At 63.7% G+C, this 26046-nt stretch carries 30 protein-coding genes and 1 tRNA gene; 24 read left to right on the plus strand and 7 right to left on the minus strand.

Features of this window, described 5'->3' with window-relative positions:
• Positions 1 to 135: 135 nt before the first annotated feature.
• Entirely contained in the window at positions 136 to 885 is a 750-nt protein-coding gene (lipB, locus tag IVA98_RS05965) for a lipoyl(octanoyl) transferase LipB (RefSeq protein ID WP_247354453.1), read from the minus strand.
• A gap of 97 nt (positions 886 to 982) precedes the next feature.
• Between lipB and IVA98_RS05970 the strand changes: the two genes are divergently transcribed.
• The 8 genes from IVA98_RS05970 (at position 983) to IVA98_RS06005 (ending at position 7399) form a co-directional block, all read left to right on the plus strand.
• Positions 983 to 1225, plus strand: a complete 243-nt coding sequence (locus IVA98_RS05970) for a FliM/FliN family flagellar motor switch protein (protein WP_011088012.1) — start codon at positions 983 to 985, stop codon at positions 1223 to 1225.
• A 176-nt stretch (positions 1226 to 1401) separates the two neighbouring features.
• Positions 1402 to 1486, plus strand: a tRNA-Leu gene (locus tag IVA98_RS05975).
• A gap of 269 nt (positions 1487 to 1755) precedes the next feature.
• Entirely contained in the window at positions 1756 to 2403 is a 648-nt protein-coding gene (locus IVA98_RS05980; protein WP_247300706.1) for a response regulator transcription factor, read from the plus strand.
• Between the two features lie 164 nt (positions 2404 to 2567).
• The gene (locus tag IVA98_RS05985) at positions 2568 to 2852 is read left to right on the plus strand and encodes a circadian clock KaiB family protein (protein ID WP_247354454.1); all 285 of its coding nucleotides are present in this window, start codon (positions 2568 to 2570) and stop codon (positions 2850 to 2852) included.
• The gene (kaiC, locus tag IVA98_RS05990; RefSeq protein WP_247300708.1) at positions 2849 to 4339 is read left to right on the plus strand and encodes a circadian clock protein KaiC; all 1491 of its coding nucleotides are present in this window, start codon (positions 2849 to 2851) and stop codon (positions 4337 to 4339) included. The genes IVA98_RS05985 and kaiC overlap by 4 nt, the downstream gene beginning before the upstream one ends.
• Before the next feature lie 39 nt (positions 4340 to 4378).
• Positions 4379 to 6259 (plus strand): response regulator, encoded by a 1881-nt coding sequence (locus IVA98_RS05995; protein ID WP_247300709.1) that lies wholly within the window; start codon positions 4379 to 4381, stop codon positions 6257 to 6259.
• 159 nt (positions 6260 to 6418) lie between these two features.
• Positions 6419 to 6628, plus strand: a complete 210-nt coding sequence (locus IVA98_RS06000) for a hypothetical protein (protein ID WP_247300710.1) — start codon at positions 6419 to 6421, stop codon at positions 6626 to 6628.
• A gap of 162 nt (positions 6629 to 6790) precedes the next feature.
• The gene (locus tag IVA98_RS06005; RefSeq protein WP_247300711.1) at positions 6791 to 7399 is read left to right on the plus strand and encodes a cysteine hydrolase family protein; all 609 of its coding nucleotides are present in this window, start codon (positions 6791 to 6793) and stop codon (positions 7397 to 7399) included.
• 308 nt (positions 7400 to 7707) lie between these two features.
• Here the strand turns inward: IVA98_RS06005 and IVA98_RS06010 are convergent, their stop codons facing one another.
• Complete coding sequence (locus IVA98_RS06010; RefSeq protein ID WP_247300712.1) at positions 7708 to 8112, minus strand: response regulator; 405 nt, start codon at positions 8110 to 8112, stop codon at positions 7708 to 7710.
• A gap of 86 nt (positions 8113 to 8198) precedes the next feature.
• Between IVA98_RS06010 and IVA98_RS06015 the strand changes: the two genes are divergently transcribed.
• The 5 genes from IVA98_RS06015 (at position 8199) to IVA98_RS06035 (ending at position 14050) form a co-directional block, all read left to right on the plus strand.
• A complete protein-coding gene (locus IVA98_RS06015) occupies positions 8199 to 9206 on the plus strand; it encodes a chemotaxis protein CheB (RefSeq protein ID WP_247300713.1) in 1008 nt (335 codons plus the stop codon).
• Between the two features lie 10 nt (positions 9207 to 9216).
• Positions 9217 to 9474 carry a hypothetical protein gene (locus IVA98_RS06020; protein WP_247300714.1) on the plus strand — a complete coding sequence of 86 codons (258 nt, stop codon included), beginning with the start codon at positions 9217 to 9219 and terminating at the stop codon, positions 9472 to 9474.
• Positions 9475 to 9743: 269 nt separating this feature from the next.
• Positions 9744 to 12911 (plus strand): CheR family methyltransferase, encoded by a 3168-nt coding sequence (locus IVA98_RS06025; RefSeq protein WP_247354455.1) that lies wholly within the window; start codon positions 9744 to 9746, stop codon positions 12909 to 12911.
• Complete coding sequence (locus IVA98_RS06030) at positions 12911 to 13657, plus strand: Crp/Fnr family transcriptional regulator (protein WP_247354456.1); 747 nt, start codon at positions 12911 to 12913, stop codon at positions 13655 to 13657. The genes IVA98_RS06025 and IVA98_RS06030 overlap by 1 nt, the downstream gene beginning before the upstream one ends.
• A 222-nt stretch (positions 13658 to 13879) precedes the next feature.
• Positions 13880 to 14050: a hypothetical protein gene (locus IVA98_RS06035; protein ID WP_247300717.1), complete on the plus strand. Its 171-nt coding sequence runs from the start codon at positions 13880 to 13882 to the stop codon at positions 14048 to 14050.
• A 134-nt stretch (positions 14051 to 14184) separates the two neighbouring features.
• Here the strand turns inward: IVA98_RS06035 and IVA98_RS06040 are convergent, their stop codons facing one another.
• Both IVA98_RS06040 and IVA98_RS06050 read right to left on the minus strand, forming a co-directional pair.
• On the minus strand, positions 14185 to 14427 hold the full coding sequence (locus IVA98_RS06040) for a hypothetical protein (protein ID WP_247354457.1): 243 nt from the start codon (positions 14425 to 14427) through the stop codon (positions 14185 to 14187).
• A 588-nt stretch (positions 14428 to 15015) separates the two neighbouring features.
• Complete coding sequence (locus tag IVA98_RS06050) at positions 15016 to 15300, minus strand: hypothetical protein (protein ID WP_247300720.1); 285 nt, start codon at positions 15298 to 15300, stop codon at positions 15016 to 15018.
• Between the two features lie 270 nt (positions 15301 to 15570).
• Here IVA98_RS06050 and IVA98_RS06055 point away from each other — a divergent pair, with 270 nt between their 5' ends.
• From IVA98_RS06055 to IVA98_RS06080, 6 genes are all read left to right on the plus strand, one after another.
• On the plus strand, positions 15571 to 15777 hold the full coding sequence (locus IVA98_RS06055) for a hypothetical protein (protein WP_247275735.1): 207 nt from the start codon (positions 15571 to 15573) through the stop codon (positions 15775 to 15777).
• Positions 15774 to 15980 carry a hypothetical protein gene (locus IVA98_RS06060; RefSeq protein ID WP_247300721.1) on the plus strand — a complete coding sequence of 69 codons (207 nt, stop codon included), beginning with the start codon at positions 15774 to 15776 and terminating at the stop codon, positions 15978 to 15980. The genes IVA98_RS06055 and IVA98_RS06060 overlap by 4 nt, the downstream gene beginning before the upstream one ends.
• 65 nt (positions 15981 to 16045) lie before the next feature.
• Positions 16046 to 17122, plus strand: a complete 1077-nt coding sequence (locus IVA98_RS06065) for a flavodoxin family protein (protein WP_247354458.1) — start codon at positions 16046 to 16048, stop codon at positions 17120 to 17122.
• Positions 17119 to 18018, plus strand: coding sequence for an NAD(P)/FAD-dependent oxidoreductase (locus IVA98_RS06070; RefSeq protein ID WP_247300723.1), 900 nt, complete (start codon positions 17119 to 17121; stop codon positions 18016 to 18018). The genes IVA98_RS06065 and IVA98_RS06070 overlap by 4 nt, the downstream gene beginning before the upstream one ends.
• Positions 18019 to 18121: 103 nt before the next feature.
• The gene (locus IVA98_RS06075; RefSeq protein WP_247300724.1) at positions 18122 to 18451 is read left to right on the plus strand and encodes a four-helix bundle copper-binding protein; all 330 of its coding nucleotides are present in this window, start codon (positions 18122 to 18124) and stop codon (positions 18449 to 18451) included.
• Positions 18452 to 18464: 13 nt separating this feature from the next.
• Positions 18465 to 18653, plus strand: a complete 189-nt coding sequence (locus tag IVA98_RS06080; RefSeq protein ID WP_247300725.1) for a hypothetical protein — start codon at positions 18465 to 18467, stop codon at positions 18651 to 18653.
• Between the two features lie 20 nt (positions 18654 to 18673).
• Here IVA98_RS06080 and IVA98_RS06085 read toward each other — a convergent pair whose 3' ends face one another.
• The gene (locus IVA98_RS06085) at positions 18674 to 18931 is read right to left on the minus strand and encodes a hypothetical protein (protein WP_164940018.1); all 258 of its coding nucleotides are present in this window, start codon (positions 18929 to 18931) and stop codon (positions 18674 to 18676) included.
• Between the two features lie 284 nt (positions 18932 to 19215).
• Between IVA98_RS06085 and IVA98_RS06090 the strand changes: the two genes are divergently transcribed.
• A complete protein-coding gene (locus IVA98_RS06090) occupies positions 19216 to 19590 on the plus strand; it encodes a hypothetical protein (RefSeq protein WP_247275741.1) in 375 nt (124 codons plus the stop codon).
• A 4-nt stretch (positions 19591 to 19594) separates the two neighbouring features.
• Here IVA98_RS06090 and IVA98_RS06095 read toward each other — a convergent pair whose 3' ends face one another.
• Together IVA98_RS06095 and IVA98_RS06100 are read right to left on the minus strand one after the other, a co-directional pair.
• The gene (locus IVA98_RS06095; RefSeq protein WP_247300726.1) at positions 19595 to 20863 is read right to left on the minus strand and encodes a polysaccharide deacetylase family protein; all 1269 of its coding nucleotides are present in this window, start codon (positions 20861 to 20863) and stop codon (positions 19595 to 19597) included.
• A gap of 157 nt (positions 20864 to 21020) precedes the next feature.
• Positions 21021 to 21794 (minus strand): polysaccharide deacetylase family protein, encoded by a 774-nt coding sequence (locus IVA98_RS06100; protein ID WP_247300798.1) that lies wholly within the window; start codon positions 21792 to 21794, stop codon positions 21021 to 21023.
• Between the two features lie 116 nt (positions 21795 to 21910).
• Between IVA98_RS06100 and mgtE the strand changes: the two genes are divergently transcribed.
• The 4 genes from mgtE (at position 21911) to tolA (ending at position 25816) form a co-directional block, all read left to right on the plus strand.
• Positions 21911 to 23332 carry a magnesium transporter gene (gene mgtE, locus IVA98_RS06105; RefSeq protein ID WP_247300727.1) on the plus strand — a complete coding sequence of 474 codons (1422 nt, stop codon included), beginning with the start codon at positions 21911 to 21913 and terminating at the stop codon, positions 23330 to 23332.
• A gap of 224 nt (positions 23333 to 23556) precedes the next feature.
• A complete protein-coding gene (gene relB / locus IVA98_RS06110; protein WP_247300728.1) occupies positions 23557 to 23859 on the plus strand; it encodes a type II toxin-antitoxin system RelB family anti-toxin transcriptional regulator in 303 nt (100 codons plus the stop codon).
• Positions 23860 to 24015: 156 nt separating this feature from the next.
• Positions 24016 to 24834 carry an aldo/keto reductase gene (locus tag IVA98_RS06115; protein ID WP_247334227.1) on the plus strand — a complete coding sequence of 273 codons (819 nt, stop codon included), beginning with the start codon at positions 24016 to 24018 and terminating at the stop codon, positions 24832 to 24834.
• 49 nt (positions 24835 to 24883) lie between these two features.
• Positions 24884 to 25816, plus strand: coding sequence for a cell envelope integrity protein TolA (tolA, locus tag IVA98_RS06120; protein WP_247354459.1), 933 nt, complete (start codon positions 24884 to 24886; stop codon positions 25814 to 25816).
• The last annotated feature ends 230 nt before the right edge of the window (positions 25817 to 26046 follow it).

Below are 26046 nucleotides of genomic sequence, written 5' to 3' on the forward strand. Positions count from 1 at the left end.
CCTCCTTATGCCTAGCGCTCGAACAGTCGGTCGATGATCAATTCGCCCAGTATGAAGTCTACTTTCCCGGCGGAGGGGGGAGGCGTGGGCGACACCAAAACCAGCATAGCTGATTCCGCGAAGACCACGGAAGCGTCAGACCGCCGCTTCCGGCACCAGCGCGCGGGTCGGCCCGAACAATTGCTCGAACGCCTGGCGCAGCGCGATGTCGACGTCGGCCATCGTCACGAGCTGGCCGAGATCGACCAGCGAGGTGACGCCATAGCGGGGATCGGCGACGCCGCAGGGGACGATGCCGGCGAAATGCGACAGCTCCGGCTCGACGTTGATCGCAATGCCATGGAATGACACCCAGCGTTTCAGCCGGACGCCGATCGCCGCGATCTTGTCCTCCTGCTCCGGCCCCTTGTCTGGTCGCCTCACCCAGACCCCGACCCGGTCCCCGCGCCGCTCGCCGCGCACGTTGAAGGCGGCCAGCGTGCGCAGAATCAACTCCTCCAGGCTCGCGACATAGGCCCGGACGTCGGGCCGGCGGCGCTTGAGGTCGAGCATGACATAGGCCACCCGCTGGCCGGGGCCGTGGTAGGTGAGCTGGCCGCCGCGTCCGGTCGCAAAAGTCGGGAATCGTGGATCGAGCAGGTCGGATTCTTTGCCTGAAGTGCCGGAGGTGTAGAGCGGGGGATGTTCGAGCAGCCAGACCAACTCGGCAGCCTCGCCCGCGGCGATCGCCGCGACTCGGGCCTCCATGGCGGCTACCGCGTCCGGATAGGGCACCGGAGCGTCCGAGATAAGCCACGTGACGGGCTCGCCGCCGGCGGCGGAAAACGACGTCAAATCGAGCTCGTGACGCGGGCTTTGGCCGGGGTTTTCGGGCGAATTAACCATTGGCTAACCATAACGTGGTGATCATGACGGGAGCAAATGCCAAGTCTTTTGGTTCAAAGTCCTTGGTTCACAGTCCCAAGTTGCGGCGGTCCTGACAGTGCCCACTCTCGATAAAGTCACCGTGGATCTCATGGTCGTCCTCGGGACGACCACCATGCCGATCCATCAGGTATTACGTCTTTCCCGCGGCGCCATCATCGAACTGGACGCAACCGAGGCCGACGAGGTCAAGGTTTTGGCCAATAATTTGCCGGTCGCCTCCGGCGTCGTGCTGGTCGATCGCAACCGGATCGCGGTCGAGGTCAAGCAGATGCTGCCGCGCACGCCGGGGACGCGGTAGCGCCCCGGGGGACGCGGTAAAGGCCTGGGCACGGGCTGAAGCCAGATCCCAGGGGGGCATGAACTTTCCTGCCTTGTGGAATTCGGGGCCTTTGCAGGCTTGTATCCCCCTGATGGATTTGTTAGATCGGCGGCCGCTGATCCGGCCAGCCTAAGACCTCAGGCCGGCATCTCCTAGCGCTCGTGGCGGAACTGGTAGACGCGCTGCCTTGAGGTGGCAGTGGGTAACACCGTGGGGGTTCGAGTCCCTCCGAGCGCACCACACTCGCATATTCGGAGCGTCCGGAGCGATCGCTTCGCCTGCGGATGGCTGCTCGAATATTCCATCCCCTTTGTCCGGCCCCACTGAATTTAGGCCGGATGCCCCCACCAAAAGCGCCATTGACGCGGGTCCGCGATCGAACCCGCTCGCATCAAGTCGCCTTAGCGCAGAATTACCAGTCATTTGGTACGAAGGAACTAGTTCCGGGGGCGGGCGTTATCCAGGCAAATCCAGGCAAATCGAATTCCGCAACCCAGAGGAGCCAGGCCATGGGCCGAATGGCGAGCGATGATGCGCGCGAAAACGAACCTTGGACCGCGATTTTGTCTGCTCTCGAGAACGGCGCCATCGTGGTCGACAGGAATGGAAACGTCGTTTGGGTCGATGAGAAGACCCGGAGTCGGCTGGATGGAAGCCTCAAAAACCTTGAGCTGCCCCTTCGTAGGCCGGCAGGTCAAAGCATCGATTGCTTCGTTTCGATTCGAACCCTGATGCTGTCGGATGCGCCGACCGCCATCTGCATCATTCAGGAAACGGAAGAGGCAAACCAGGACACCATGTCGGCGATCGAGTCAGTCCTGGCAGATACAACGTCCTTTGCCCGAACCATTATCGAGAAGCTGAAAGGTGTCCGTACCGCCCAACCGAATCCTTCTGTGGCGGATATCGAACTGCTCACTGATCGCGAGCGGGAGATTCTTGGACTGATCTGTCAGGGCAAGAGCGACCTGCACATGAGCGAGCAGCTGCGCCTGTCCCAGAACACGATCCGCAACCACGTTGCATCGCTCTATCGCAAGATCGGCGTCAACAGGCGAAGCGCTGCAATCCTTTGGGCGCGCGAGCGCGGGATCACCAACGAGGCATTGGCGGAGACAAGACGGCGGCGACCGCGTGCGGATCGAGCCGAACGTTAGCCGCTACTAGTCGCCTAGTATTTCTCTCTCTCTTGCGCTCCGGGGAACCATGTTGTTCCTTCGGAGCGCAGGCTTGTTGAGCGACCGAAGACCGCCGTAGGGGCGAGCAGTGGCAGCTTTGGTTCGGCATTGGCCCGACGATCAAAAAAGTAAGGCGATGTCCGGTGGCTGCTCCGCTCGTGCTACGACTCTACATCGCGGGTAACTCGGTGAGCTCCCGCCGCGCCCAGCAGAATCTTGAGCGCCTTCGCGCCTCGGTGAGCAGCAAAGGCTGGGACATCGAGATCATCGACGTGCTCACGCGTCCTGATCTCGCCGACCGCGCCGGCATCATTGCCACGCCGACTCTTTCGTACGAGGACGGCCATCGCTCCCGTCGCATCGTCGGAGACCTCAGCGACACCAAACGCATCCTTGAATTCATGGGAATCGAAGGAGATCACGCATGACCGCCCAGGATAGCGGCCAAGACGGCGACCAGGAGACCGAGATCTCCGGCGTACTGGAGCGGGTCAGGACCGGCGTCGATGCGTTCGATGAATTGGTGATGGGTGGGCTCCCGCGCGCCCGAACGACGGTCGTCGGCGGCACGCCTGGAAGCGGCAAGACGGTGTTCGCCACCCAATTTCTCGCTCACGGCATCGAGACGTTCAACGAGAATGGCGTGCTGGTCACGTTCGAGGAGCCGCCCGCCGATATCGAGGCCAATATGAGCGGGTTCGGCTGGGAACTGGCCAAGTGGCGGAAGGCCGGTCGGCTCGCGTTCGTCGACGCGAGCCCGCCGATCACGGACGAACTGGTCATCGGCGACTTCGACCTGGAGGGTCTGCTGTCCCGAATCATGCATGCAGTCAGGAGCGTCAACGCCAAGCGCGTGGTGCTGGACTCGCTGACCCAGCTTTTCGATCATTTCATCAGCGACCCCAAGATACTCAGGCGCGAGCTGTTTCGCATCAGCACGGCCTTGAAGAAGGCAGGCCTGACCGTGCTGATGACGGCGGAGCGAAACAGCGAATATGGAGAGATCACGCGGCATCGGCTCGAGGAATTCGTCGCCGACAATGTCGTCATCCTGCGTAATCTCCTCTACCGAGAGAAGCGCCGGCGGACCATCGAGGTGCTCAAGATGCGAGGCAGCCATCACGCGGAGGGCGAGGCGCCATTCACGCTGTTGGCAGGCCGCGGGGTCGTCGCGATTCCGCTGTCGTCTCTCCGGCTCGAGCAACAGTCCAGCACCGTGCGGGTCACCAGCGGAAATTCGGCAATCGACGAGATGTGCGGCGGAGGCTTCTTCCGAGACAGCGTGACGCTCGTGAGCGGAGCCACAGGCACCGGAAAGACGCTGCTGGTCACGAATTTTCTCGCGGGCGGCGTCGAGGCCGGGGAAAGAGCGATTCTGTTCGGATACGAAGAGAGCAAGGGCCAGCTCTTCCGAAATGCCACGGGCTGGGGCGCCGATTTCGCGCGGATGGAGGCGGAAGGAAAATTGAAGATCGTTTGCCTGTACCCCGAAGCCCAGGGGCTGCCCGATCACCTGTTGACGATCCAGGCGTTGGTTGACGAATTCAAGCCCAACCGAATTGCGGTCGACAGCCTTTCGGCCCTTGAGCGAATTGCCCCCGAGACCGGCTTCCGCGAGTTCCTGATCAGTCTGACATCCTTCATCAAGAAGCGGGAGATCGCCGGTTTGTGCACGGCGACCAGCAAGTCTCTGGTGGGCGGCGAAAGCGCAAGCGAGCAGCACATTTCCACCATGACCGATTCCATCATTCTGCTGCGATACATCCAGGAGCAGGAGATCATGCATCGCGGGCTGATGGTATTGAAGATGCGCGGCAGCGAGCATGCCAAGGAAATCCGGCGTTTCACGATAGACGGCGCCGGCATGCATTTGGGTGAGCCGTTCAGTCGTGCTCCGAACGTTTTCAGGGAATGAGCTCGCCGACGCATTCCACATGGCCGCTTCAGGTGAATCATGAGCATTGCGGGTCCGTCCACAAAGCCGGCGATCGATCAGTCCGAGGTCCGGTTTCTGATCGAGAAGAATGCCGACGGCATCATTGTCGTCGACGAATCTGGCGTCGTGCTGTTTGCCAACCCGGCCTCGGAAACGATCTTCGGCCGCCCGATCGGATCGTTGATCGGATCACCCATCGGCATTCCCTTTGTCGTGGACGATATGACCGAGATCTCGGTTCATCAGCCGGGCGCTCGCGTCATCGATGCGGAAATCCGCACGGTCGAGACGACTTGGGATGGCCGGCCTGCGCGCCTTGCGAGCATTCGCGACATTTCGAGCCGCAGGGCCACCGAGGAGCGTCTGCGCCATGCCGCCAAGATGGAGGCAGTGGGTCGGCTGACCGCCGGCATCGCACATGACTTCAACAATCTGCTAACGGTCGTGCTCGGAAATCTGGAAAGCGCCATGCGCGTGACGGCAGCAACCGACAGCCGGATTGCCAATGCGCTCGAAAATGCCGCGCGGGGTGCCCGGCAGGCTGCGCAGCTGACGGCGAAGCTGCTGAGTTTTGCCCGCCAGAAGCCGCTGGAGGCCCGGATCGTCGATCTCAAGGAGCTGATCTCGAGCTTGTCCGATCTGCTGCAACGGACGCTCGGAGAGACGATCGTCGTCAGAACGACGGTCGCAGAGGATCTTTGGCCGGTCGAGGTGGATCCGACGGAGCTGGAATCGGCGATCCTGAACTTGGCCGTGAACGCGCGAGACGCGATGCCGGAGGGCGGAAGTATCGCAATTGAAGTGGCGAATATCGATCGAAAGCTCGCCGATGAAACCCGCGAGGATGAAGGACGGCCAGGCCCTCACGTCCTCATCGCCGTGACCGATTCAGGCTGTGGAATGACTCCTGACGTGCTCAGTCGCGTGTTCGAGCCTTTCTTCACGACAAAGCCGGATGGAAGAGGAACGGGGCTGGGCCTCAGTCAGGTCTACGGCTTTGTGAGGCAGAGTGGGGGCCACATCACGCTGTCGAGCAAGCCAAATGGTGGAACAAGGATCGAGATCCTGCTTCCGAAGGCGGCGGCGCAATCGGACGCTCTGCCGCCGCCGCAAGCCTCAAAGCAAGACAGTCCGTTTGTCCTCCACTCCCGAGAGGGCGAAACCATCCTTGTCGTTGAAGACAACGAGGATGTGCGGGCTTTCACGAGCAACAGCCTCCGCGAGTTCGGATATGTGGTGATCGAAGCGAGCGACGCGCATTCGGCGCTGAAGATACTCGAGCGCGGCGCAAGGGTCGACCTTCTGTTCACGGATCTTGGCCTTCCCGGCCAGCTCACCGGCAAGGACCTCGCCGAGTGTGCTCGTGCGCATCGCCCCGGGTTGAAGGTTCTCATCACCACCGGCTACGCCGGTGACGTCCTCATTCGCGAAGGCCGCCTCGAGGCCGGCACCAGACTGCTCAGCAAGCCGTTCTCCTCAGCGGAGCTTGGTGGCAGGGTGCGCGACCTCTTGAACCAGGGAAACGCCCCCACGCGGCGCGTCCTCGTCGTCGAAGACGAATTCCTCCTGAGCCTGCTGCTCACGGACATGCTCTCGGAGAGGGGCTTCGTCACCGAGGCCGCGACAAGCTTCGAGGAGGCAGTCCTGAAAGCGAGAAGCACGCACCACGAGCTGGCGGCCGCCGTGGTGGATCTCGGGCTTCCCGACCGACCCGGAGATGGACTGGTTGAGGAGCTTCGGGCCCTGCGGTCAGACCTGCCCATCGTCCTGACAACGGGCTACGCCGATGATGAGATGCGGCAACGCTTCGCGCCTGCCGCGCGACTCGAAATTCTCACCAAGCCCTTCGATGTGGATCAGCTGATCGCCGCGCTTGAGGGAATGGGGGTTCACTCGTAGATGCAGAAGGTGCAGCGACTCCGTGAGCAAATCCCTGTATTTCATGCCGGCTTATCGGATTTCGTAATTGGAACCAGGCTTCCCTCGGGCCGTTAACGCGCCGACTTGCCGGACGCTCCTGCACTTCGGCCGGCAATATTCGCAACGAGGAGAGTGGCGATGGCAAGTGCGGCAGATCGTGATCCCCGACACCATACGCAGAAGATGCAGAAGGCTCTCCACGATATCCGGAGCCATCTGCGCGAGGACATCGAGAAAGTCGACGAACCGCAGTTGAAGGCGATGTTCGAAACGTCCGCCGAGGTTTTGGGCGGCCTCGAGAAGGCTTTCAAGGACTACCAACAAAAGAACGAGAAGGCATGGCGTTGATCGGGACCGCGAGCGCAGCGCCCCGGCCGCGCTTCGTCAGCACCCGCTTGGACGGCGGCATGGTTGCGGAACCAAAGCCTTTGCGTTCGTATTGCCCTCGCTGAACTCGCCGCCGGGATGCCAGCTGACGGCGTGCGGCCGAGCGCCTGACGGTGGAGAACGATGAGGGATAGTAGCTCGGAGATTGCCGAGATCAGGGAAGCCGTTCACCTCTGCATCGACATGCAGAACATCTTTGCGCCGAGCGGGCTCTGGGCGACGCCCTGGATGGAGCGGGTGCTGCCGAGGATCGCCTCAATCGTTTCCCGCCATCCGGCCAGAACGATCTTCACGCGCTTCATCACGCCGCAGGATCCGGAAGACCGTCCCGGCCAATGGCAGAGCTATTTCCATCGCTGGCGCCAGGCGACCCGCAGGTATCTTCCGCCATCCGGTCTCGAACTGGTGCCGGCCCTCAGCGAGTTCGTTCCTCCGGCGGTCGTCATCGATAAGCCGGCCTATTCCGCGTTCAGCAATCCCGGACTCGCGAGGCTGCTGATCGAAAAGAATGTCGGTGCGGTCGTGGTCACCGGCGCAGAGACCGATGTCTGCGTGCTGTCGACGGTCTTGAGCGCCGTCGACCTCGGCTTCAGGGTCGTCATCGTCGAGGACGCGCTGTGCAGTTCGTCCGATGTCGGGCATGATGCGCTCATGACGATGTACCGCACCCGTTTTCATGGCCAGGTCGACCTCGTGACCGCGGAGGAACTGGAGGAGTTCTGGCGGGAGTAGATGCGTCGGGCCGATGAAGCGCGGCGCCCGATTCACATAGCCTAATGCGCGGCGCCCCGAAGGTGGTCACATTGTGCGGGCTGGAAAAGGGGGCTGCGATGGCGATGGACCGCATCGAACAGGCTTTTATCGCCACCGCAATCACGGGGTTTCTCGTGATGATGGCGGCAATCGTTTGGATGATGATGGAGTGACTGCGGGAGGCTTCCTGTCTTGCGCGTCGCGCTGCCCTATGTCGCGGTTCTGCTTTGCCTAGCGGTCACCGTCTGGCTCCCTTTCGCACATCTGTTCTGATCGCCCGCCCGTCATCAACTGCGCGGATCGGTGATGAGTGCGGCCAGCTTCCGCGCCATCGCGGCGAGATCGATTGGCTTTTCCAGAAGCGGCACGTCCTCGAATTCCGGACCGATGGTGATCTTGTCATACCCTGTGGTGAACACGAACGGGATGTTGCGCGCCTTCAGTTCGCGCGCGATCGGAAAAATCATCTGGCTGCGGATGTTCACGTCCAGCACCGCGCCATGCAGGATGCTGCCGTCGTGCAGGATTTTGACGGCATCCTCGAAATGACCGGCCGGACCCGCAATCTCCGCGCCCAGCGCGCGAAACATCTTGCCGATATCGTCAGCAAGAAAATACTCGTCCTCAACAATGAAGATGCGACGCCCGGTGAGAGGCCCGCGCTGATGCGACGGGTTGGGCGATGTTGCCATGGTGCCTCCAGCCTCCGCTTCCAGCCCCTTGGAACATACAGGGGGGACCCGCCTTGGTAAAAACGAAGCAAGCCGAGGCGAGTTCCATGGCTAACCGCGACATCATCGTCATCGGGGGCTCGGCGGGAGCGACCCAGCCCCTGAAGCAGATCCTCGGCCGCTTGCCGCCCGATCTGCCGGCAGCCGTCTTCATCGTCCTGCACATCCCGGCGCAAGGGATCGGAATTCTCTCGACCGTCGCCAGCAGCGTGGCCGACATGCCAGTCCGGCAGGCGGAAAACGGCATGAAGATCGAGCCCGGCCGGATCTATCTGGCTGCACCTGACCACCATCTGCTGCTGGCGGAAGATCACGTGTTCCTCGGGTGCGGCCCGCGGGAGAACATGGTCCGGCCGGCGATCGATGCCTTGTTCCGCTCCGCAGCCCTCTATCACGGGCCGCGCGTGATCGGAGTGCTCTTGAGCGGCCTGTTGTCGGACGGGGCAGCTGGCCTCAATGCCATCAAGCGCTGCGGCGGGATGACCGTGGTCCAGGACCCCTCGGATGCCATTGCCGACGAGATGCCGCTACGCGCGATGGAGGCGACCACTGTCGATCTCTGTGTTCCGAGCGCGGGTATGGGCGACGTTCTCTCTGAACTCGTAAGAGAGCAGGCCGGAGCCATTCTGCCGATCCCGCCCGAGATCAGGCTTGAGGTGGAGATCGCAGCCGGCGACCGGATCGGCAGTGACAATCTCGTCTCGATGGCCGATCCTGTCGCGTTGACCTGTCCGGCCTGCGGCGGCGTGCTGTCCGAGGTCAAGGAATCGCGCCCGATGCGTTTCCGCTGTCAGGTCGGCCATGCTTTCGGTGCCGATATCCTTGCCAAGGAGCAGGAAGGGCGGGTCGACGAAGCCCTGCGGGTTGCCTTGCGCATCATCGAGGAACGCGCGGAACTGGTGCAGCGCATGGCCGCGGACGGGCGTCGGAGCGGCCGGTCCGCCGTTGCCGAGATGTATGAGGCGAGGGCGGCCGAATATCGCGAATATGCCGACATGATCCGCCGCGTGGTGCTAAGGTCGCTGGATCCTCCGTTGCGCAAGCGGGAAGGTTGAGGGCGCCGTCATGGCCATCTCCGTTATCGAACGGTCCGAGCAGCTCGATTCCGAGCGCCGCCATCTAACCAGGGCCAATCAGGACATCGAAGAGGGCTCGAAACGTATCCGTGACCAGGAGGATCGGGTTCGAGAGCTCATGGCTGGTGGCCATGACACGGGTGAGGCCGAGCGGCTCGTCGCCCTTCTCAAACGGACGCTGATCGAGTGGGAGCGCCACCGCGTCCTGATCGAGCAGCGTGTCGCTTATCTCCAGCACGGAGATTGATCCTGCGCTGCGAGATAAGGCTGACGATGTACGCTCAATTCCACACGATCGCGGCCCGACCGTCGCGCTGCCGGTGCGAGTTGCGGCGCAGCCTCTGTTTTTCGGCGGGTTCAAAATGGGGACAAGGTCGGCATCCGGGCCGACCCGCCGTCGGTGCCAGTATTGGTTCTAACCATTTCTGCCCTTCATCTATTGGGATAACATCCATTTCTGCTATGTGCTTGGCGGGGAGCGGTTCGCCCCGCCAGCCAATGAAAGCTAGCAAGAACATGCACGAAGTCGGCGACCAGCCGGTCGAAAGAGAGCGCCAGATCAAGTCCCCGCTGATCGTCGGTGTGGGTGCCTCGCCGACCGCCCTGGACAGTATCGAGCGCTTCTTTGCCAAGCTCACCGTTGAGCCTGATCAGGCTGTCGTGCTGGCGCTTCAGCATCATGAGGCGTTGGACGAGCCGCGACTGCGCGAAATCCTGCAAAATGCGAGCGCTGCCGTGGTCTCCGGCATTGGCGACGGCCAAACCATCGAGGGCGGCACGATCTATCTTTGTCCACCGGCGATGATCACCACGATCCATGGCGGCCGTTTTGCGATGCGCGAGGCCGAGCAGGCGCCCGGTGAGCGGGCGACGATCGACAGCTTCCTGGTGTCGCTGGCGGAAGAACGCGCCGAACAATCGATCGGTGTGATATTGGCCGGCACCGGCGGCAACGGCACGCTCGGCGCAGCGACGCTGAAGGATCATGGCGGTCTTGCCATCGCCGAAAAGGTCGCGAGCGAGGAGCCGGATCATCTCGAGGACGCCAACACGCCGGCGGCCATCGCGGACTACGTGCTGCCGCCGCAAGACATTCCGGAGCACATCCGGGTTTATGCCCGCCATCTGCGACGGTTGGACGAGAAGCAGGGGTTTGATGAGGTGCTGGCCGCGGCCGCGACCTCGCTGTCGCGCATCGCCGACATTCTGCGCAACAAGACCGGAAACGATTTCCACGGTTACAAGCAGAATACCTTCTTGCGCCGTGTGCAGCGGCGCATGCAGGTGGTCCAGATCGACGAGATCGCCGCCTATGTCGATTTCCTGCGCAACGACAAGGACGAAGTCCAGCACCTCTTCAACGACCTTCTGATCGGCGTCACCGAATTTTTCCGGGACAAGCGCGAATTCGAGGTCCTGGAGACCCAAATCATCCCGAAAATATTCGAAGGCAAGGGCGCGGGCCAGCAGGTGCGCGTCTGGGTGCTGGGTTGCGCAACTGGCGAAGAAGCTTATTCCATCGGCATCCTCCTCCGCGAGCAGATGGCGCGGATGGAGTCCCCGCCGCAGGTGCAGATCTTCGCCACCGACATCGATGGCCGGGCGCTCGCAACGGCGCGCGTCGGCCGCTATCGCACCAATATCGAGGCCGATATGACCAGCGAGCGCCTGGCGCGCTGGTTCGTCCGGGAAGGCGACACTTATTGCGTGGTGAAGGAACTGCGCGAGATGTGCATCTTCTCCCAGCATAACGTCATCAAGGATGCGCCGTTCTCCAAGCTCGACCTCGTCTCCTGCCGCAACCTGCTCATCTATCTCAATGCCGAGTTGCAGAGCCGGGTGATCCCGCTGTTCCACTTCGCGCTGCTCCCCGATCGCTTCCTTTTTCTTGGCAATTCCGAGAACGTGACACGGCATCCAAAATTGTTCGCGCCGGTGGACCGCCGCGCCCGCATCTTCAAGAGGCTCGAGACAGGAACGCGGCTGCCGCCGGAGTTTCCGATCACGACCGCGGCGGGAAGGGTCCCCGTCGAGCTGCCGCCGGTGCGTTCGTTCGGCCCCGACGTCGGCCTCGAGCGCCGCGCACAGCGCATCGCGGAGCGCTATGCGCCCGCTTACGTTATCACCGACGACAATTTTCAGGTCCTGCACTTCTCTGGGCGCACCGGCCGCTACATCGAGCCGACGGCGGGCGCCGCCACGCTCGACCTGCTCCAGCTCGTACACCGCGATCTCCGCCTGGAAGTACGCACAGCGCTGGGCCGCGCGGCAGAGACTAACGAGCCGGCCCATGCCGAGCAAGTGCAACTCGGGGTGCATGGCCATCGTATCCTCGTTGACGTCACGGTCGAGCCGATCCACGACGGCGCCGGCGGCCATCGCAGCTTCGTCGTCCTGTTCAAGGATGGTCCACTCCGCACGATCGAGGCCGGCCAGGCCAATCCAAATGCGCTGGTCAGGACCGAGCACGTCGAGCGGCTCGAAAACGAGCTGCGTGCCACGCGGGAGCGCCTCCAGGCTACCATCGAGGAGCTCGAAAGTACGAACGAGGAGCTGAAGTCCTCCAATGAGGAGTACCAGTCGCTCAACGAAGAGCTGCAATCGGCCAACGAGGAGCTCGAAACCTCGCGTGAGGAATTGCAGTCGGTCAACGAGGAGCTGACCACCGTCAACGGCGAGCTGGCTCATCGCGTTCAGGAATTGACCCGCGCCACTAGCGACCTCAAGAATTTCCTCGAAAGCACGCAGATCGCAACCGTATTTCTCGACAATGACTTGCGGGTGATGACCTTCACGCCCGCGATTACGCAGGTTCTGCATCTGGTCGAAACCGACACGGGTCGTCCCATCAGTCATATCAAGGCGCGCGTCCCGATCGAGGAGCTCTATGACGACGTCCGCCGCGTGCTGCGCACGCTGGCCAGCGCGGAGCGCGAGCTGAGCGCGCCCGACAACGGTACGCGCTACATTGCGCGCGTCCTGCCCTACCGCAGCATCGACAATTTCATCGCCGGTGTCGTCATCACCTTCATCGACGTCACCGCCATCACCCGCGCGGAGGAGCGGCAGCGGCTGCTGCTGGCCGAGCTCCAGCACCGCGTCCGCAACACGCTGGGCGTCGTGCGCTCGATCGCTCGCCGCACGGCCGACACAAGCCAGAGCGTCGAGGATTTTGCTTCCCATCTCGATGGCCGGCTGAGCGCATTCGCCCGCACCCAGGCAATGGTGACCCGCGATCCCGAAAGCGGCGTCGATCTCGAATACCTCGCCGTCGAGGAGCTGCTGGCCTATAATGCCAGGGAAGGCGAGCAGGTGCGTTTGACCGGTCCGAAGGTGCGTTTTCAGTCGAAGGCCGCGGAAACCTTTGCGCTGGCTCTTCACGAACTCGCGACTAACGCGCTGAAATACGGCGCCCTGAGCCAGCCGACCGGGCGCATCGAGATCTCATGGCGAATCGAGGAGAGCACCGAGCCGGCGGTGCTGATGTTCCAATGGCGGGAACGGGGCGGGCCGCGGGTCGCACCGCCGCCGCGCAAAGGTTTTGGCACCGAGCTCCTGGAGCGCACACTTGCGTTTGACTTCAAGGGGCAGACTACGATGGCATTCGATCCTGCCGGCCTGCAATGCACGATCACGATCCCCCTGAGCAAACGCACTTTCCATACGCCGGCGGTGGCTGACTGATGCCGCTTTCAACATCCGACCGCAGCCTCGCTGAACCGGTCATTCGCCGATTGAACGTGCTGAGGCCGATATCGGCTGAGGCGCGACAATCACTCGAATACGCTCTGCTAGAGGCATTGCAGCGCACCGGATCGGGCGAGGACCTGATCTCCGAGGGCGATGTCGTCGATAGCGTCCGTCTCGTGCTGTCGGGCTGGCTCTGCCGCTACAAGACCCTCGAGGATGGCCGGCGCCAGATCGTCAACTTCATTTTTCCGGGCGAGAGCTGCGACGCGCACGCATTCCTGATGCCGGTCATCGACCATTCCATCGCGACGATGACGCCCGTCGTTTACGCCGAGATCAAGCGCACACGCTTCGAGAGCCTGGTGGCCAACGACCGCTCGCTCGCCGAAGCGTTCCTGTGCGAGACCCTCGTCAACGCCGCGATTCAGCGCGAATGGGCCATCAATCTCGGCCGTCGCGTCGCCCTCGAGCGCGTCGCGCATCTGTTCTGCGAGATCATCGAGCGGCTTCGCCCCGTCGGGATGGTCGAGGGCAATTCTTGTGTCATGCCGATCACGCAGACGGACCTTGCGGACGCCACCGGGCTCTCGGTGGTGCATCTCAATCGTACGCTCCAGGAGCTGCGCGCCTCCGGCCTCATCGTGCTGCGCGAGCGCACGCTGACCATCAACGATCTCGGGGCGCTCAAGAACGCAGCGCTATTCTCGCCGAGCTATCTGCAGCTCTATCGGCGCGGCTGAAATTCGGACGAGGCCGGCGAGCCGCTGAGCCAGTTCCAGAGTCGTTTCTCTGCCGAGGGTCAGCTTGGTCCGTGTGGTACCGCTGGATTCGCTGCGATCTATCTCACTATGAAGTGGGAGTAATCTGGAGTATTGTCCCTGCATCACCGGCCGAGGCTCTGCCCGTAGGCGCCGGTGGCTGAGAGATCGCGTGCTCCCGCCTGCATAGATCGGGAGCATGCTATGGACGACGATCCTCTCGGCTTTGAAACGCAAGACCTGCTGGAGCGCGCTGATCGAGTAATTGAGGAGAGTGTCCGACTGCGGGCTCTGAACGCTGAGATCAGGAAGCAGCTACATCTATCCCGTGATCAATTGGAATGGCAGCTCGCCGGGGCGGTCCTCAAGAAGTAGGGCGCCGTCCGCCTCTCTGCGACTGGTGAGCGCGCGGGCTTTCGCAAACTTCCACGAACCAAGCGGCCGATCGTCCCGCTTCCGAGCGGCTCATTTCGACAGGCACGGCAACGCCGTTAAGATCTTAATCCAAGTTAGTGCCTGCATGAATTTTGAGCCGGCGGCTCATTTTGAGTAACTTGCGTAAAAGGCACTTTCACGCTGGCGATGGACCGATGCGGGATGCCCTCCTTTGCCGCGCAGCCGGCACGATAGACATCAGCCGCGCTCTGCGGGAGCAGCATCGACTGCTTGCGACCCAGCACCGCCAGGCCGCGGTTGAATTGCGCCTTGCAGTCATGGAGAGCGCCATGGTCCTCATCGAAGTGAAGGCTCATCGTGACAATCGCGAAGATGAGTTCACATCGAGTGCCGGTTAGGCGATCTGCTGCCAGTTTTTTGCGGAACCCGGCAACCGCTCCGCTCCTGGAGCGTTGATGGTTCGCCCACGCCGTTTGGGTGTGGCCAACGCTTGACCCTGGGGAACGCAACGGCGCGCTCTGCCCGATCATCAGGGAGAACGCTTCATGTTAATGCGGCATCGATCGAAGCAAGCGGATCCGCTGGAGATACGCCTCGCCGCTGAAGCGCAGCGGCTGCGCGAAGAAGCCAACGCGCTGCCGCCGGGAGCGGCACGGGATGAGATGTTGCGCAAGGCGAGGCAGGCGGAGACCGGCTCTCAGATGAGCGAATGGCTTCGATCACCAGGCTTGCAGCCGCCCGACTAGAACCACGCAGAGGCATGCGCAGACTGGCGCGCAAGGCCGCGGCGCAAATGATGCGACGCGCGTCCGGGCTGCACGCGCCAGGAACGGGTTAGATGTCGGCGCGTACCGATGCGCTCGTGTCGTGGGCAGAAACCGGAAAAATGAGCACCACGTCCATCGTCCCCGTTGTGTCCGGTTGTCACCCGGCGGTGCCTTCCGTCAACGCCGCTTCGCGGCTTTGGTTCGCCTGTTGTACGGCGAGCGATTCGTTGGCCTCAGCGAAATCCCTTCACGTTGCGCCTTGCTGCGGATGGCCGCGACCGGACGCTGAAGCTTAATGCTCATGACGCCGGTCGGCGTGTTGCCTTTCGCGAGCTGCTTCAGCTTGCTCACGTCCGCAGGCGTCCACGGCTCGCGCGCGCGGCGCTTGTAGGCGGGATTCGCCTTGCGTGGTCCTTTGCGGCCGATCGGTGAGCCCGGCCGCTTCCATGCTGCTTTCGCCATGATGATCCTCCTTCAAGTCCCCCCATGAACATGCGAATCAGCATTTCGGTTCCGGCGCAATCAACTCTGCCGGCACGCAGACCTGCCGGCATCCGGCGGCGCGCAAAATCACGCAGTGTTAACTTATTGAAATGCCGGAACCGGCTGATGCGGCGGAAGCTACAAACACTGCCGGGCTGGGCCGCCCCAGCCGGCACGAAACCTCGGCCCCGGTGCCCGACCTCCCGCCGGGGCCAATTTCCTTCCAACCAAATGATTTGTGAAACGACAATGACCGCCAAACGCAATCGCAGGAAACAGACCCAATCGCTCCAGGAGAGGCTGGCTGCATTCGCCGAAAACGCCCGCGCGCGTGCGCGCAGCCTGCCGCCCGGCAGGGAGCGCGAGATGCTGCTGCAACGCGCCAAGCAGAACGAGGTGACCTCGAACCTGACGGACTGGCTGAGCGCGCCCGCCCATCCCAGGCGAGATCGATGACGGTGCCGGGCATGAAGCACTATCGCGCTTTCCAGATCGATCGCGACGGTCATGTGTTCGGATGTATCAATCTCGTCTGCGGCGATGACGAGCAGGCCAAACGCGAGGCCGCCGCGCTCGTGCTGGTCCACCGCATCGAGCTATGGCGGCTGGACCAGCGGATCGCGCAATTCGATTTGCCTGAGGAAGTCGTTCGGCAATAGGCATTCGGGAACCACCCGCTGCGCCCTGGGTTGGTCGAACGCGTCCGACTTTGCCAGGAGCCAGCATGACGGAAGCCGACATTCGCAAGGGGATGCCGCCCGTCAGGCTGTCGCGCGAAGAATTCGAGAGCCGTTACAGGAGCCGGTTCGTCGATCCTGCCTTTGCCCCCCTGCAACGCGAGCTTGATGCCATCGTCGGCGCCGCCTGGGACGCTTACAGTCATTCGCGCAAGGCGCCGCTGACGCGCAAGGCGGGAGCAGGCTTCGCCGATCCCGATTACGACATCGCCGTCGATTGGCTGGAGGCGCGTGCCGCCGTGCTTGCGGCGCAGCGCCGGCATGACGATGCCAGTGAGACGCCGCGGATCCTGATCATCAACGGCTCGGCCCGCAGCGAGCACACCTGTCCCGGCGAGATGTCCAAGACCTGGCGCCTGGTCAAGTTGGCCGAGCCGGTCTTCATCGAGATGGGATTTGCCGGCGATATCCTCGATCTCTCGCGCCTCGCTTCGGAATTTGGCAAGAATATCCATCCTTGCAAATCCTGCGTCGCAACCGCGATGCCGCTCTGCCACTGGCCATGCAGCTGCTATCCGAATTATTCGCTGGGGCAGGTGGGCGACTGGATGAACGAGATCTATCCGCTCTGGGTCGCCGCCCACGGCATCCTGATCGTGGCGCCGGTGAACTGGTATCACGTGCCCGCCGGACTGAAAGCGATGATGGATCGGATGGTCTGCGCTGACGGCGGCAATCCCGATCCGAGCTCGACCCATGGCAAGAAGGCCGCTGAAGCCAAGGCGATCGAGCTGAAGGGCTGGCCGTATCCGCGTCACCTCGCCGGCCGTCATTTCGGCATCGTCGTTCACGGCGATGCGGTCGGCGCCGAGGGCGTGCGCCGCGCCTTGTCGGACTGGCTGACCGACATGCAGCTGATCTCGGCGGGCCGTTACGCCGAGCTCGATGGTTATGTCGGCTATATGGAGCCATACGCCAATTCGCATCGCGAGCTCGACGAAGACGACGAATTCCAGCAGCAGGTGCGGAATGCGGCGCGCGCGCTTGGCAACGCCGTTCGGCTGGCGCGGAGCGGCCGGCTCCAGGACCCCGGTACTGGTGTTCAGGACCCAAACCCCAAATGACCAGCGCGCCACTCGATTGCCTGATCGTCGGCGGCGGCCCGGCCGGACTGATGGCCGCGATCTATCTGGCGCGATTTCGCCGCAGCGTCTGCGTCGTGGACGCCGGCGCAAGCCGGGCGGCGCTGATCCCGCGCAGTCACAACGTCCCCGGCTTCGTCCACGGTCTGTCCGGCAGCGAATTGATCGCGCGCATGTCGGCGCAACTGGACGAGCTCGCCGTGACGCGGGTCGACGCCGAGGTCACCGCATTGCAGCGGCACGCGCATGGCTTTGAGGCGAGCTGGAACGGTCGCGCACATCAGGCCGGCACCGTCGTTCTCGCCTGCGGCATCGTCGACACCCATCCGCCGTTCGTGGAATGGCGCGCGGCGGTCGCGGACGGGCTGTTGCGCTATTGTCCCGTCTGCGACGCCTTCGAGGCCGCCGGCCGCCGCACCGGCGTCGTCGGCCCGCTTCACCGCGCTGCCGGCAAGGCGTTGTTCCTGCGCGGCTACTCGCGCGACGTGACGCTGCTCGCAACCGGGCCGAACGACGGCAAGGCAGCAACGTCAGAGCTGTGTGAAGCGGGTGTGAAGTTCGTGTTCGCGCCCGACCTGCACTTGCGGCGACGCGACAATGGCGTCGAAGCCGCCTTCGCGGACGGCCGGACGGCGCAATTCGACATCGTCTATCCCGCGATGGGCGCGGAGGTCCGCTCGCAGCTCGCGATGGTGCTGGGCGCCGAACATACCGCCGAAGGCTATTTGAAGGTCGACGACCATCAGCGCACGTCGATCGATGGGCTCTACGGCATCGGCGACATCGTCACCGACCTGCACCAGATCTCGGTCGCCTTCGGCCACGCCGCAATTGCCGCTTGCACGATCCATAACAGCCTGCCGCGGCTCCTGGCTTGAGGCGGCCGCGCGTGGCTGAGCCACACAATCGAGCGGAACCTGGAACGAAGCGCGTTGCCCCGCTTTGGTCGAGCGGAGTGAGGGGCGCGATGGGAGAGAACGGATGGCCCAATCCGAAGACATGACCCGCTGCATCGGGCTCTGCATGAGCTGCTATCAGACATGCCTCGGCACGGCGATGAACCACTGCCTCGAGACCGGCGGCAAGCACGTGGAGCCAAAGCACTTCCGCCTGATGATGGCTTGTGCCGAGATGTGCCGGACGGCGGCGCATTTCATGCTGATCAACACGCCGCATCACAGGCACACCTGCAGCGAATGCGCTGAAATCTGCGCCGAATGCGCCGAGGATTGCGAGCGGATCGGCGGCATGGACGAATGCGTCGCGATGTGCCGCTCCTGCGCCCAATCCTGCCGCGCGATGGCGGCCTGAAGGACGAAGCCCCATGCTGGAAGAGAAACTCAAGGAAGCCATCATCGGCGAGCTGCAAAGACAGGCCGCCGACCGGCCGCAAGCGCTTAGGGTTCAAGGCCCGGACGATGCCGAACGCTCAGAGGAGCTGAGCGTCAACGGCAAGGTCGACCTTGGCGCGCTGGTCATGGTGATCGCGGGATCGGTTGCCGGCGGCCCTTAGCTCGATCGTCGACCGCCCCCTTAGCCGTATTCCTCCCCGATGCCGTATTCCCGGTAGATCTCCAGCGGATCGAGGTCGGGGAATAGGCGGCACTTGGCTTGGGCGAGGTGCAGGCTCACCGCCGCCGGCTCCTTGCCATTCGAGAGCATCTTGCGGATGTCGTCCATATGTGCGTTCGGCCGGTGCTTGGGCTCGAGCTGCTCCAGTGCGACCAGCGCGGTCGCGAGGGCCTCGGTCAGAACCCAGTCGTCGTGGCCCGTGATTCCCTTCTTCGACATCGGCAGACCCCACATCTGGTGGCGGTCGATAGTCTATCGCGACTTCCGCCAAATCGCCATTGAACCGTTGCGGGCTACCGTCGTGCAATGGGCCGACGGCATGCTCCGGCTTGCATTATAGGCGCGTGTGGCTAAATGGCGGCGAGTTGCGAGGCGATAGTATCTTTGTTGAAACAAATTTGGCGTAGACGGGACTGCACGGCATCCAGGCCGGCTGCTCCATCTGGCCCCTGATTCCGTATGCGCGACGATCCGGTTGCGCATCCCTCAAGGCTTGAGCCAGCATGGTCTTTCTTAGCTTCGTCTACCGCTTCATCACCAATTTCGCTTTCCTGGCGGTGGTCTATTTCAGCCTGAACTTCATGGAGAAGTATCCGAACCGGGCCATCCTGGCGATCCTGGTGCTGGTCTATGCCGCCATGCGCGCGGCCTCGACGCTGCGCGCGTTCTACTTCTTCCAGAAGATCGAGAAGCTGGAAGCCGAGACGCGGCGCCTTCAGGCTCCCATCAATGATGGCTCGGGCGGAAGCTCGGCACGCAAGCAGGTCGTCGCCGACGTTGCGCGGCTGCGACGCGACGGCGAGCTCAAGTCCTATATGGACCTGTTCTTCCTGGCGCTGATCGTGCTGCTCTGCGTCGCCGCGATCATGCGGCAGTAGAACCTTAAGCGCGCTTCTTCAGGCTGGCGACGCGGGTCGGGTGCGGGGCAGCGCTCTTGGTCTGCGCGGCGGGCTTCGGCGCGGCTGGCGCTGCCTGCGCGCTGCGCCGTCCTTGCGATCTCGCTGCCTTGCCCCTGGCTGCCTTGTCCTTGGCCGCATGCGGCGTCTGGGCTGCCATGGCCAGCCGCGTCGCGCGTCGCGACAGGGTCGTCGACAGCAGCACCTCGACCGAGCCCTCGGGGATCGCAAACAGGTCGCGGCCCGGCACGGGCAGGGTGGCCTCGACATTCGCCTGCGCCATGGTCCGGCGCGGCAGCAGCGGCTGATGCTCGGTCTGCGCATTGAGATCGGCAAGGGCGGGCGCCGGCAGCATCCGGGTCTGCGCGAACACGAAATTCGGCACGCGCGGCCAGCGCGCGATCGGCGTCGTCTCGGTCGGCGAATGCAGCAGCCATTCCACCGGCGTGGTCGGCGTCGCCGGCCGATCGGCGGTCGCGGGCACCACATGGACGATGCGATAGCCGCGCGCCTTGAGGTCGCGGATGATCTTCGGCAGCGCCGCCACCGTGCGGGCCTGGATGTCGTGCAGCAGCAGGATGCCCTTGCCCTTGGCCTCGAGGCGCTGGATCGCGAGCTGATAGACGCGATCCGAGGACACATGGCGCCAATCGTCGGCCGGAAAATCGGCGCTCCAGACCTGGATGCCGCGCGAGATCAGATGGTTCTCGACGCCTTCGGCGCGCATCAGGCCGGGAATGCGGAAGAACGGCGCAAGCTTGGTCGGATCGGTCATCGCAGCCGCGGTCCATTCGATGCCGCCGTTGATCTCGGCCTCGGCCTTCTCGATCGGCATGCGATCGAACGTCAGCGGATGGTCCATGCTGTGCGTGCCGACGGTGTGGCCCGCCGCCACCAGCTTGCGCACCCCTTCCGGATTGGCTTTGGCCTGGTTGCCGATGATGAAGAAGGTCGCCTTGATGCACTCGTCGGCTAAGATCTGGAGCACCTGGTTGGAATATTTCGGCAGCGGACCGTCGTCGAAGGTCAGGACCACTTCATGGTCCTTCAGCGGCAGCGTCTCGCGATATTGCATGGTGCCGATCAGCGGATGCTCGCGCGGATCGACCACGAGGGTACGGGACGTCCCGAGCGCGTCGGGATGGCCGGGACAGTCGGCCGCGAGCGCCGCCGGCGAAGCGGTCGTCAGCAATCCCAGCAACAGGCCAAGGGCCGTCCACGATCGCGTCCGCAAACCAACGCTACTTCCGATCATGAACCTCGTCTGCCCCCATGAGATTGCCGCCTTAATAGGTCGGAGATGCCCCAAAACGGTTCAGCCGGAGCCGCGCTGAACTTTGCATGGGGTAGCATGAACAGAATATTAATTGGCCCCAAATCACCCCATTTTGCGCCGGCGTGACATTCCGGCATCAATGCGCATCGGCATTCTTCTGCGCTGGGCCTGCCGGAACGATGTGAACAACCCGATACCCGTTCTCCCTCAGATACCGCAGGAAGGCCGGCATGATCGCGGCCGTGCGCGCCTTGGGGTCGTGGAACAGGATGATGCCCTTGCCGCTCGCGGCGAGGCGCTCGGTGACGAGCTTCAATTCCTGCTCCGGCGTGATCTCGTTCCAGTCGCTGGCCCAGAGGTCAGCCCCGAACACCACGATGCCGCGCGCCTGGAGCAGGTCGAGCTGTGCGGGCGTGGACTCGAAATAGGGGAAGCGGAAGAACGGCGTCGAGGGCGTCGTGGTCGAAACCCCGTGCAGCGCCATCTCGTCGGCCGCGATGCCGCGGTCGATCTCGCTCTTGGCCTTGTCGAACGGGATCCGCGCCATGAACGGGTGCGAGAAAGTGTGGTGGCCGATGGTGTGGCCCTCGCTGGCGATGCGCTTGACCATGTCCGGATGTTCGGAGGCGTGCAGGCCGATCAGGAAAAAGGTCGCACGTACGCATTCCTGCGCCAGCGCCGCCAGCACCTTCGACGTGGTCGGTGGATGTGGGCCGTCATCGAAGGTCAGCACGACCTCGCGATCGGCGAGTGGCAGCGTCTGCGGAAAGCTCTTCAGGCCCACGCGCGGGGTGGCCTTGACGTCGACACTCAGAACGCGCGCAGTGCCGAGCGCGTCCTTGCGCGGGCACTCGGCGGCTTCAAGCGAGGTCGCGCCGACGAGGCCGGCCAGCACCGCGCCCAGCGCCATCGGCGTCCATTCCGGGCATTGCATCTTTGTCATTGCGCTCGCTGTTCGCTTGTGGGTATTGCCTGAACCGTCAGCCCAGACCATCTGATCCAACCTGTCAAACGGCGAGGCGCGCCATGGATGAACATCTGGACGTTGCCGCTCCCGCCGCGGATTCGGTACTCGACCACGTACCGATGCGCAATGAAGACGGCGAAATTCGTCACGAATTCGTCGAGGAGATCGCGCATGCGATCGAGGCCGCAGACTCGGCACAGCTGCGCGCGATCGTCGCCGAGCTGCACGAGGCCGACCTGGGCGACCTGATCGGCGCGTTGGAGCCCGACGACCGCGTCCGCCTGGTCGAGCTGACCGGGCGCGACTTCGACTTCTCCGCGCTGAACGAGGTCGACGAGGCCGTGCGCGAGGAGATCCTCGAGGAACTGCCGCCGGAGACCGTCGCTGAAGGTGTCCGCGAGCTCGAATCCGACGACGCGGTCGAGCTCCTGGAAACGCTCGATGCCGAGGAACAGGAGGAGATCCTCGAGAAGCTGCCGCTGAAGGAGCGCGTGGCGCTCGAGCGCAGCCTGCTCTATCCGGAGAATTCCGCCGGCCGCCGGATGCAGACCGAATTCATCGCGGTGCCCCAGGACTTCACCGTGGGCCAGGCGATCGACTACATGCGCGAGACGCCGGACCTGCCCGACCGCTTTTATGAGATCTACGTCGTCGACAAGGACCAGCACTGGCAGGGTGCGGTGCCGCTCGACGTGCTGCTGCGGGCGCGCCGTCCGGTGCCGCTCACCGAGCTGACCGACGAGGATCGCCGCCGCGTCTCCGTCCTGGAGGACCAGGAGGAGGTGGCGCGCATGTTCGGCAAGTACAATCTCGTCGCAGCGCCCGTGCTCGATACCCAGGACCGCTTGGTTGGCGTCATCACCGTCGACGACGTCGTCGACGTCATCGAGGAGGAGGCGGACGAGGACCTCAAGGCGCTCGGCGGCGTCACCAGCGACGAGGAGCTGTCGGACACTTTTCTCACCATTGCGCGCGGCCGCTTCAACTGGCTGCTGGTCAATCTCGCGACCGCCTTTCTGGCGTCCTCCGTGCTCGGCCTGTTCGAAGGCCAGCTCGAGAAGATGGTGGCGCTCGCCGTGCTGGCGCCGATCGTGGCGAGCCAGGGCGGCAATGCCGCGACCCAGACCATGACGGTCGCGGTGCGGGCGCTGGCGACGCGCGAGCTCGGCTCCTCCAACGCCTGGCGCGTGGTGATGCGCGAGAGCCTGGTCGGCCTCGTCAACGGTCTCGCCTTCGCCGTGATCACCGGCATCGCGGCCGTGGCCTGGTTCAAGATCCCCGGCCTCGGCATCGTCATCGGGCTGGCGATGATCTGCAACCTCATTGCCGGCGCGCTCGGCGGCATCCTGATCCCGATGGCGCTCGACCGTGTCAGGGCCGATCCTGCGGTGGCGTCCGGCACCTTCGTCACCACCGTGACCGACGTCGTCGGCTTCTTCTCCTTCCTCGGCATCGCGACGCTCTGGTTCGGGTTGAAGTAGGACGGACGTGCGGCAATCTCACTCTCGTGTCCCGGGCGCGCAGCAACGGCCTTAGCGTTGCTGCGCAGAACCGGGACCCAAAAAGCGATAGGGACGAGACCCACGAGATGGGCCCCGACTCTGCAGCGCAACGCTGAAGAAGCGCTGCGCTGCGTCCGGGGCACGAGACCGCTCTCTTAATCCGAACTTAAGCGACCTGCCGCATCATCGCCCCGCTTGGGGGAATGAGCATGCGGTTGCGGCTGAAGGCGGACGGACGGATCGTCGAATTGCGGGACGGACAGGAATTTCCGGTCCAGCCGGCGGCCAATGCCGCGTCGGGCGACGCCGGCCCGCTCGCGGTGCGCGATTTGCGCCGCCGCGCCTGCCTCACGCAGATGGAGTTCGCCGCAAAACTCGGCGTCCCAGTCGAGACCATTCGCAACTGGGAGCAGGGCAAGCGCGCCCCGCGCGGACCGGCCCGCGCGCTGCTCGCCGTGATCGCGCATGCGCCGGATACGGTGTTCCAGGCGCTCGCCAAAGTCTGACGCTAAGGACGGAACGCCAAGAGCTCGCGCGAACCCTCCGGTAGTATTGCGCTGAATATCCGGCCGAACTGTCGCGGCGTCCGTTGGCAGCGTCATGGGCCGGGTCCATAATGACGGCCGGATGATTTGGGGCTGCCGCAACAGAGAGGATTCCTCATGCTGTTCGTCGAGGCCAATGGTGCAAGGATCCCGGCGATCGGGCTCGGGACCTGGGAATTGGGCGGCCGGCCATGCGCTCGCATTGTCGAGCAGGCGCTGCGGCTCGGCTATCGCCACATCGATACCGCGCAGGCCTATGACAACGAGCGCGAGGTCGGCGACGGCTTGCGGTCCTCGGGCGTGCGCCGCGACGACATCTTCCTCACGACGAAAGTCTGGACCAACCATTTCGCGCCCCACGATCTCGAACGCTCGGTCAAGGAGAGCCTCGCCCGCCTGCGGCTTCCCTCCGTCGATCTGTTGCTGCTGCACTGGCCGAATTCGCATGTGCCGCTCGCGGAGACGCTTGGAGCGCTATCGCATGCGAAGCGCATGGGCCTGACCCGCCACATCGGCGTCTCCAACTTCACAGTGGCGCTGATCGAGCAGGCGGTGGCGTTATCGCCCGAGCCGCTTGTCTGCAATCAAGTCGAATATCACCCTTATCTGGATCAGGCGAAGGTGAGGGCGGCCTGCGACCAGCATGGTCTTGCTCTCGTCGCCTACAGTCCCATCGCCAAGGGCCGCATCAAGTCCGACCAGACGCTCGCGGAGATCGGCCGCGCCCATCGCAAGAGCCCGGCGCAGGTGTGCCTGCGCTGGCTGATGCAGCAGAATGTCGCCGCGATCCCGCGCACCTCGCGCGTCGAGCGTCTGTCGGAAAACATCGAGATCTTCGATTTCGAGCTGTCGGACGACGAGATGGGCCGGATCGCCGCGCTCGCCAATCCCAGGGGACGCCTGACCGACTTCGGCTTCGCGCCGAAATGGGATTGAGGGGGGCTTCCATTATGCTAGGACCAGCGCGGCAACCCGAAGTCAGTCGATGGAACTGCGGAAGATCATACGGACGGACGTTGCGGCGTCGGCGATCGCGCATCTGACGCTGGTGGCGCTGATCATCCTGATCAGCGAAGTCCATCCGTTCCACGCCGCGCCACCCGAGGCTGTTACGGTCGACATCGTCACGCCGGAGCAGGTGAAGGAGGAGGAGGCCAAAGCCGAGGAGAAGGCCCAGGAAGAGGCGAGGGAGAAGCCGCCGGAGCCGAAACCCGACCTGAAGCTGCCGAAGCTGGAATTGGCCGACAAGTCGGATGCGACGGCCAAGCAGCAGCCCGCGCCATCGCCGTCACCGCAGGCTTCGCCCGAGCTGCAACGTTCTGCGCAGCAGCAACAATTGCAGAAACAGCCTTCGCCGCCGGACCCGCGCGAGGCCAATGCACAGCCGCAACAGCCTCCGCAGCAAGCCCAGCCGCCGCAGCCGCCGACGCCGCCATCACAGGCGATGCAGCAGCCCCAGGCCGCACCGTCGCCGGCCTATCAGGCTCCGGAGCCCGACGTCACCGTCAAATACGGCGTCATGCTGGGCCTGCCGCCTGAATTGCCGACGGAGCTGCCGAAAGACGCCCCCAAGAACGACGGCGGCGACACCAAGGATTCGATCGCCGCCAAGCTGCCGCCCGAGGTCATCGTCGAACTGCGCCGTCACTTGAAAAAGTGCGCCAAGCTGCCGTCCGGGGTCGCGCCAACCGACAACGTCCATGTCAAGCTGCGCACGGTGTTCGCCACCGACGGCACGCTGGCACGCGAGCCGATCCTGATGGAAGCCCCGCCGTCCGCGAAGGGCGTCGCCATCGTCAAGTCCGCAATGAGCGCGCTCCAGAACTGCCAGCCCTACAAGATGCTGCCGGCCGACAAATACGGGGAATGGAAGGTGTTGGATTTGCCGTTCAGCCCGCGGGATTTTGGCGGGGGCTAGGACGTAGTCGTGTAGCCCGAATGGAGCGCAGCGTAATCCGGGTGATTGCTCGCCATTGACACTTTCCCCGATCGCGCCGCGCTCGATCCGTCGCCGCGCCTGTGTCGCGGCTCTGTCAATCCTCTCTTGCGAAAATATTCCGCTTTACCGAAATTCGGAAATGACGTATGTGTCGCCCATCCCGGCTCATCCGAGAGGGGCGATCATGTGTCGTGATGATCGCGGAGCCG

The sequence above is a fragment of the Bradyrhizobium sp. 160 genome (assembly GCF_023073735.1).
Classification (GTDB): domain Bacteria; phylum Pseudomonadota; class Alphaproteobacteria; order Rhizobiales; family Xanthobacteraceae; genus Bradyrhizobium.

Excerpts from the sequence above, each read along its gene's own strand:
- IVA98_RS06005 (WP_247300711.1), top strand. The coding sequence starts at position 6,791 with ATGAGGGATAGTAGCTCGGAGATTGCCGAGATCAGGGAAGCCGTTCAC.
- IVA98_RS05980 (WP_247300706.1), top strand. The coding sequence starts at position 1,756 with ATGGGCCGAATGGCGAGCGATGATGCGCGCGAAAACGAACCTTGGACC.
- tolA (WP_247354459.1), top strand. The coding sequence starts at position 24,884 with ATGGAACTGCGGAAGATCATACGGACGGACGTTGCGGCGTCGGCGATC.
- IVA98_RS06020 (WP_247300714.1), top strand. The coding sequence starts at position 9,217 with ATGGCCATCTCCGTTATCGAACGGTCCGAGCAGCTCGATTCCGAGCGC.
- IVA98_RS06065 (WP_247354458.1), top strand. The coding sequence starts at position 16,046 with ATGACGGAAGCCGACATTCGCAAGGGGATGCCGCCCGTCAGGCTGTCG.
- mgtE (WP_247300727.1), top strand. The coding sequence starts at position 21,911 with ATGGATGAACATCTGGACGTTGCCGCTCCCGCCGCGGATTCGGTACTC.
- lipB (WP_247354453.1), bottom strand. The coding sequence starts at position 885 with ATGGTTAATTCGCCCGAAAACCCCGGCCAAAGCCCGCGTCACGAGCTC.
- relB (WP_247300728.1), top strand. The coding sequence starts at position 23,557 with ATGAGCATGCGGTTGCGGCTGAAGGCGGACGGACGGATCGTCGAATTG.
- IVA98_RS06085 (WP_164940018.1), bottom strand. The coding sequence starts at position 18,931 with ATGTCGAAGAAGGGAATCACGGGCCACGACGACTGGGTTCTGACCGAG.
- IVA98_RS05995 (WP_247300709.1), top strand. The coding sequence starts at position 4,379 with ATGAGCATTGCGGGTCCGTCCACAAAGCCGGCGATCGATCAGTCCGAG.
- IVA98_RS06060 (WP_247300721.1), top strand. The coding sequence starts at position 15,774 with ATGACGGTGCCGGGCATGAAGCACTATCGCGCTTTCCAGATCGATCGC.
- IVA98_RS06100 (WP_247300798.1), bottom strand. The coding sequence starts at position 21,794 with ATGGCGCTGGGCGCGGTGCTGGCCGGCCTCGTCGGCGCGACCTCGCTT.
- IVA98_RS06035 (WP_247300717.1), top strand. The coding sequence starts at position 13,880 with ATGGACGACGATCCTCTCGGCTTTGAAACGCAAGACCTGCTGGAGCGC.
- IVA98_RS06025 (WP_247354455.1), top strand. The coding sequence starts at position 9,744 with ATGCACGAAGTCGGCGACCAGCCGGTCGAAAGAGAGCGCCAGATCAAG.
- IVA98_RS06040 (WP_247354457.1), bottom strand. The coding sequence starts at position 14,427 with ATGAGCCTTCACTTCGATGAGGACCATGGCGCTCTCCATGACTGCAAG.
- kaiC (WP_247300708.1), top strand. The coding sequence starts at position 2,849 with ATGACCGCCCAGGATAGCGGCCAAGACGGCGACCAGGAGACCGAGATC.
- IVA98_RS06000 (WP_247300710.1), top strand. The coding sequence starts at position 6,419 with ATGGCAAGTGCGGCAGATCGTGATCCCCGACACCATACGCAGAAGATG.
- IVA98_RS06030 (WP_247354456.1), top strand. The coding sequence starts at position 12,911 with ATGCCGCTTTCAACATCCGACCGCAGCCTCGCTGAACCGGTCATTCGC.
- IVA98_RS06055 (WP_247275735.1), top strand. The coding sequence starts at position 15,571 with ATGACCGCCAAACGCAATCGCAGGAAACAGACCCAATCGCTCCAGGAG.
- IVA98_RS06080 (WP_247300725.1), top strand. The coding sequence starts at position 18,465 with ATGCTGGAAGAGAAACTCAAGGAAGCCATCATCGGCGAGCTGCAAAGA.
- IVA98_RS06015 (WP_247300713.1), top strand. The coding sequence starts at position 8,199 with ATGGCTAACCGCGACATCATCGTCATCGGGGGCTCGGCGGGAGCGACC.
- IVA98_RS06075 (WP_247300724.1), top strand. The coding sequence starts at position 18,122 with ATGGCCCAATCCGAAGACATGACCCGCTGCATCGGGCTCTGCATGAGC.
- IVA98_RS06095 (WP_247300726.1), bottom strand. The coding sequence starts at position 20,863 with ATGATCGGAAGTAGCGTTGGTTTGCGGACGCGATCGTGGACGGCCCTT.
- IVA98_RS06070 (WP_247300723.1), top strand. The coding sequence starts at position 17,119 with ATGACCAGCGCGCCACTCGATTGCCTGATCGTCGGCGGCGGCCCGGCC.
- IVA98_RS06010 (WP_247300712.1), bottom strand. The coding sequence starts at position 8,112 with ATGGCAACATCGCCCAACCCGTCGCATCAGCGCGGGCCTCTCACCGGG.
- IVA98_RS06090 (WP_247275741.1), top strand. The coding sequence starts at position 19,216 with ATGGTCTTTCTTAGCTTCGTCTACCGCTTCATCACCAATTTCGCTTTC.
- IVA98_RS06115 (WP_247334227.1), top strand. The coding sequence starts at position 24,016 with ATGCTGTTCGTCGAGGCCAATGGTGCAAGGATCCCGGCGATCGGGCTC.
- IVA98_RS06050 (WP_247300720.1), bottom strand. The coding sequence starts at position 15,300 with ATGGCGAAAGCAGCATGGAAGCGGCCGGGCTCACCGATCGGCCGCAAA.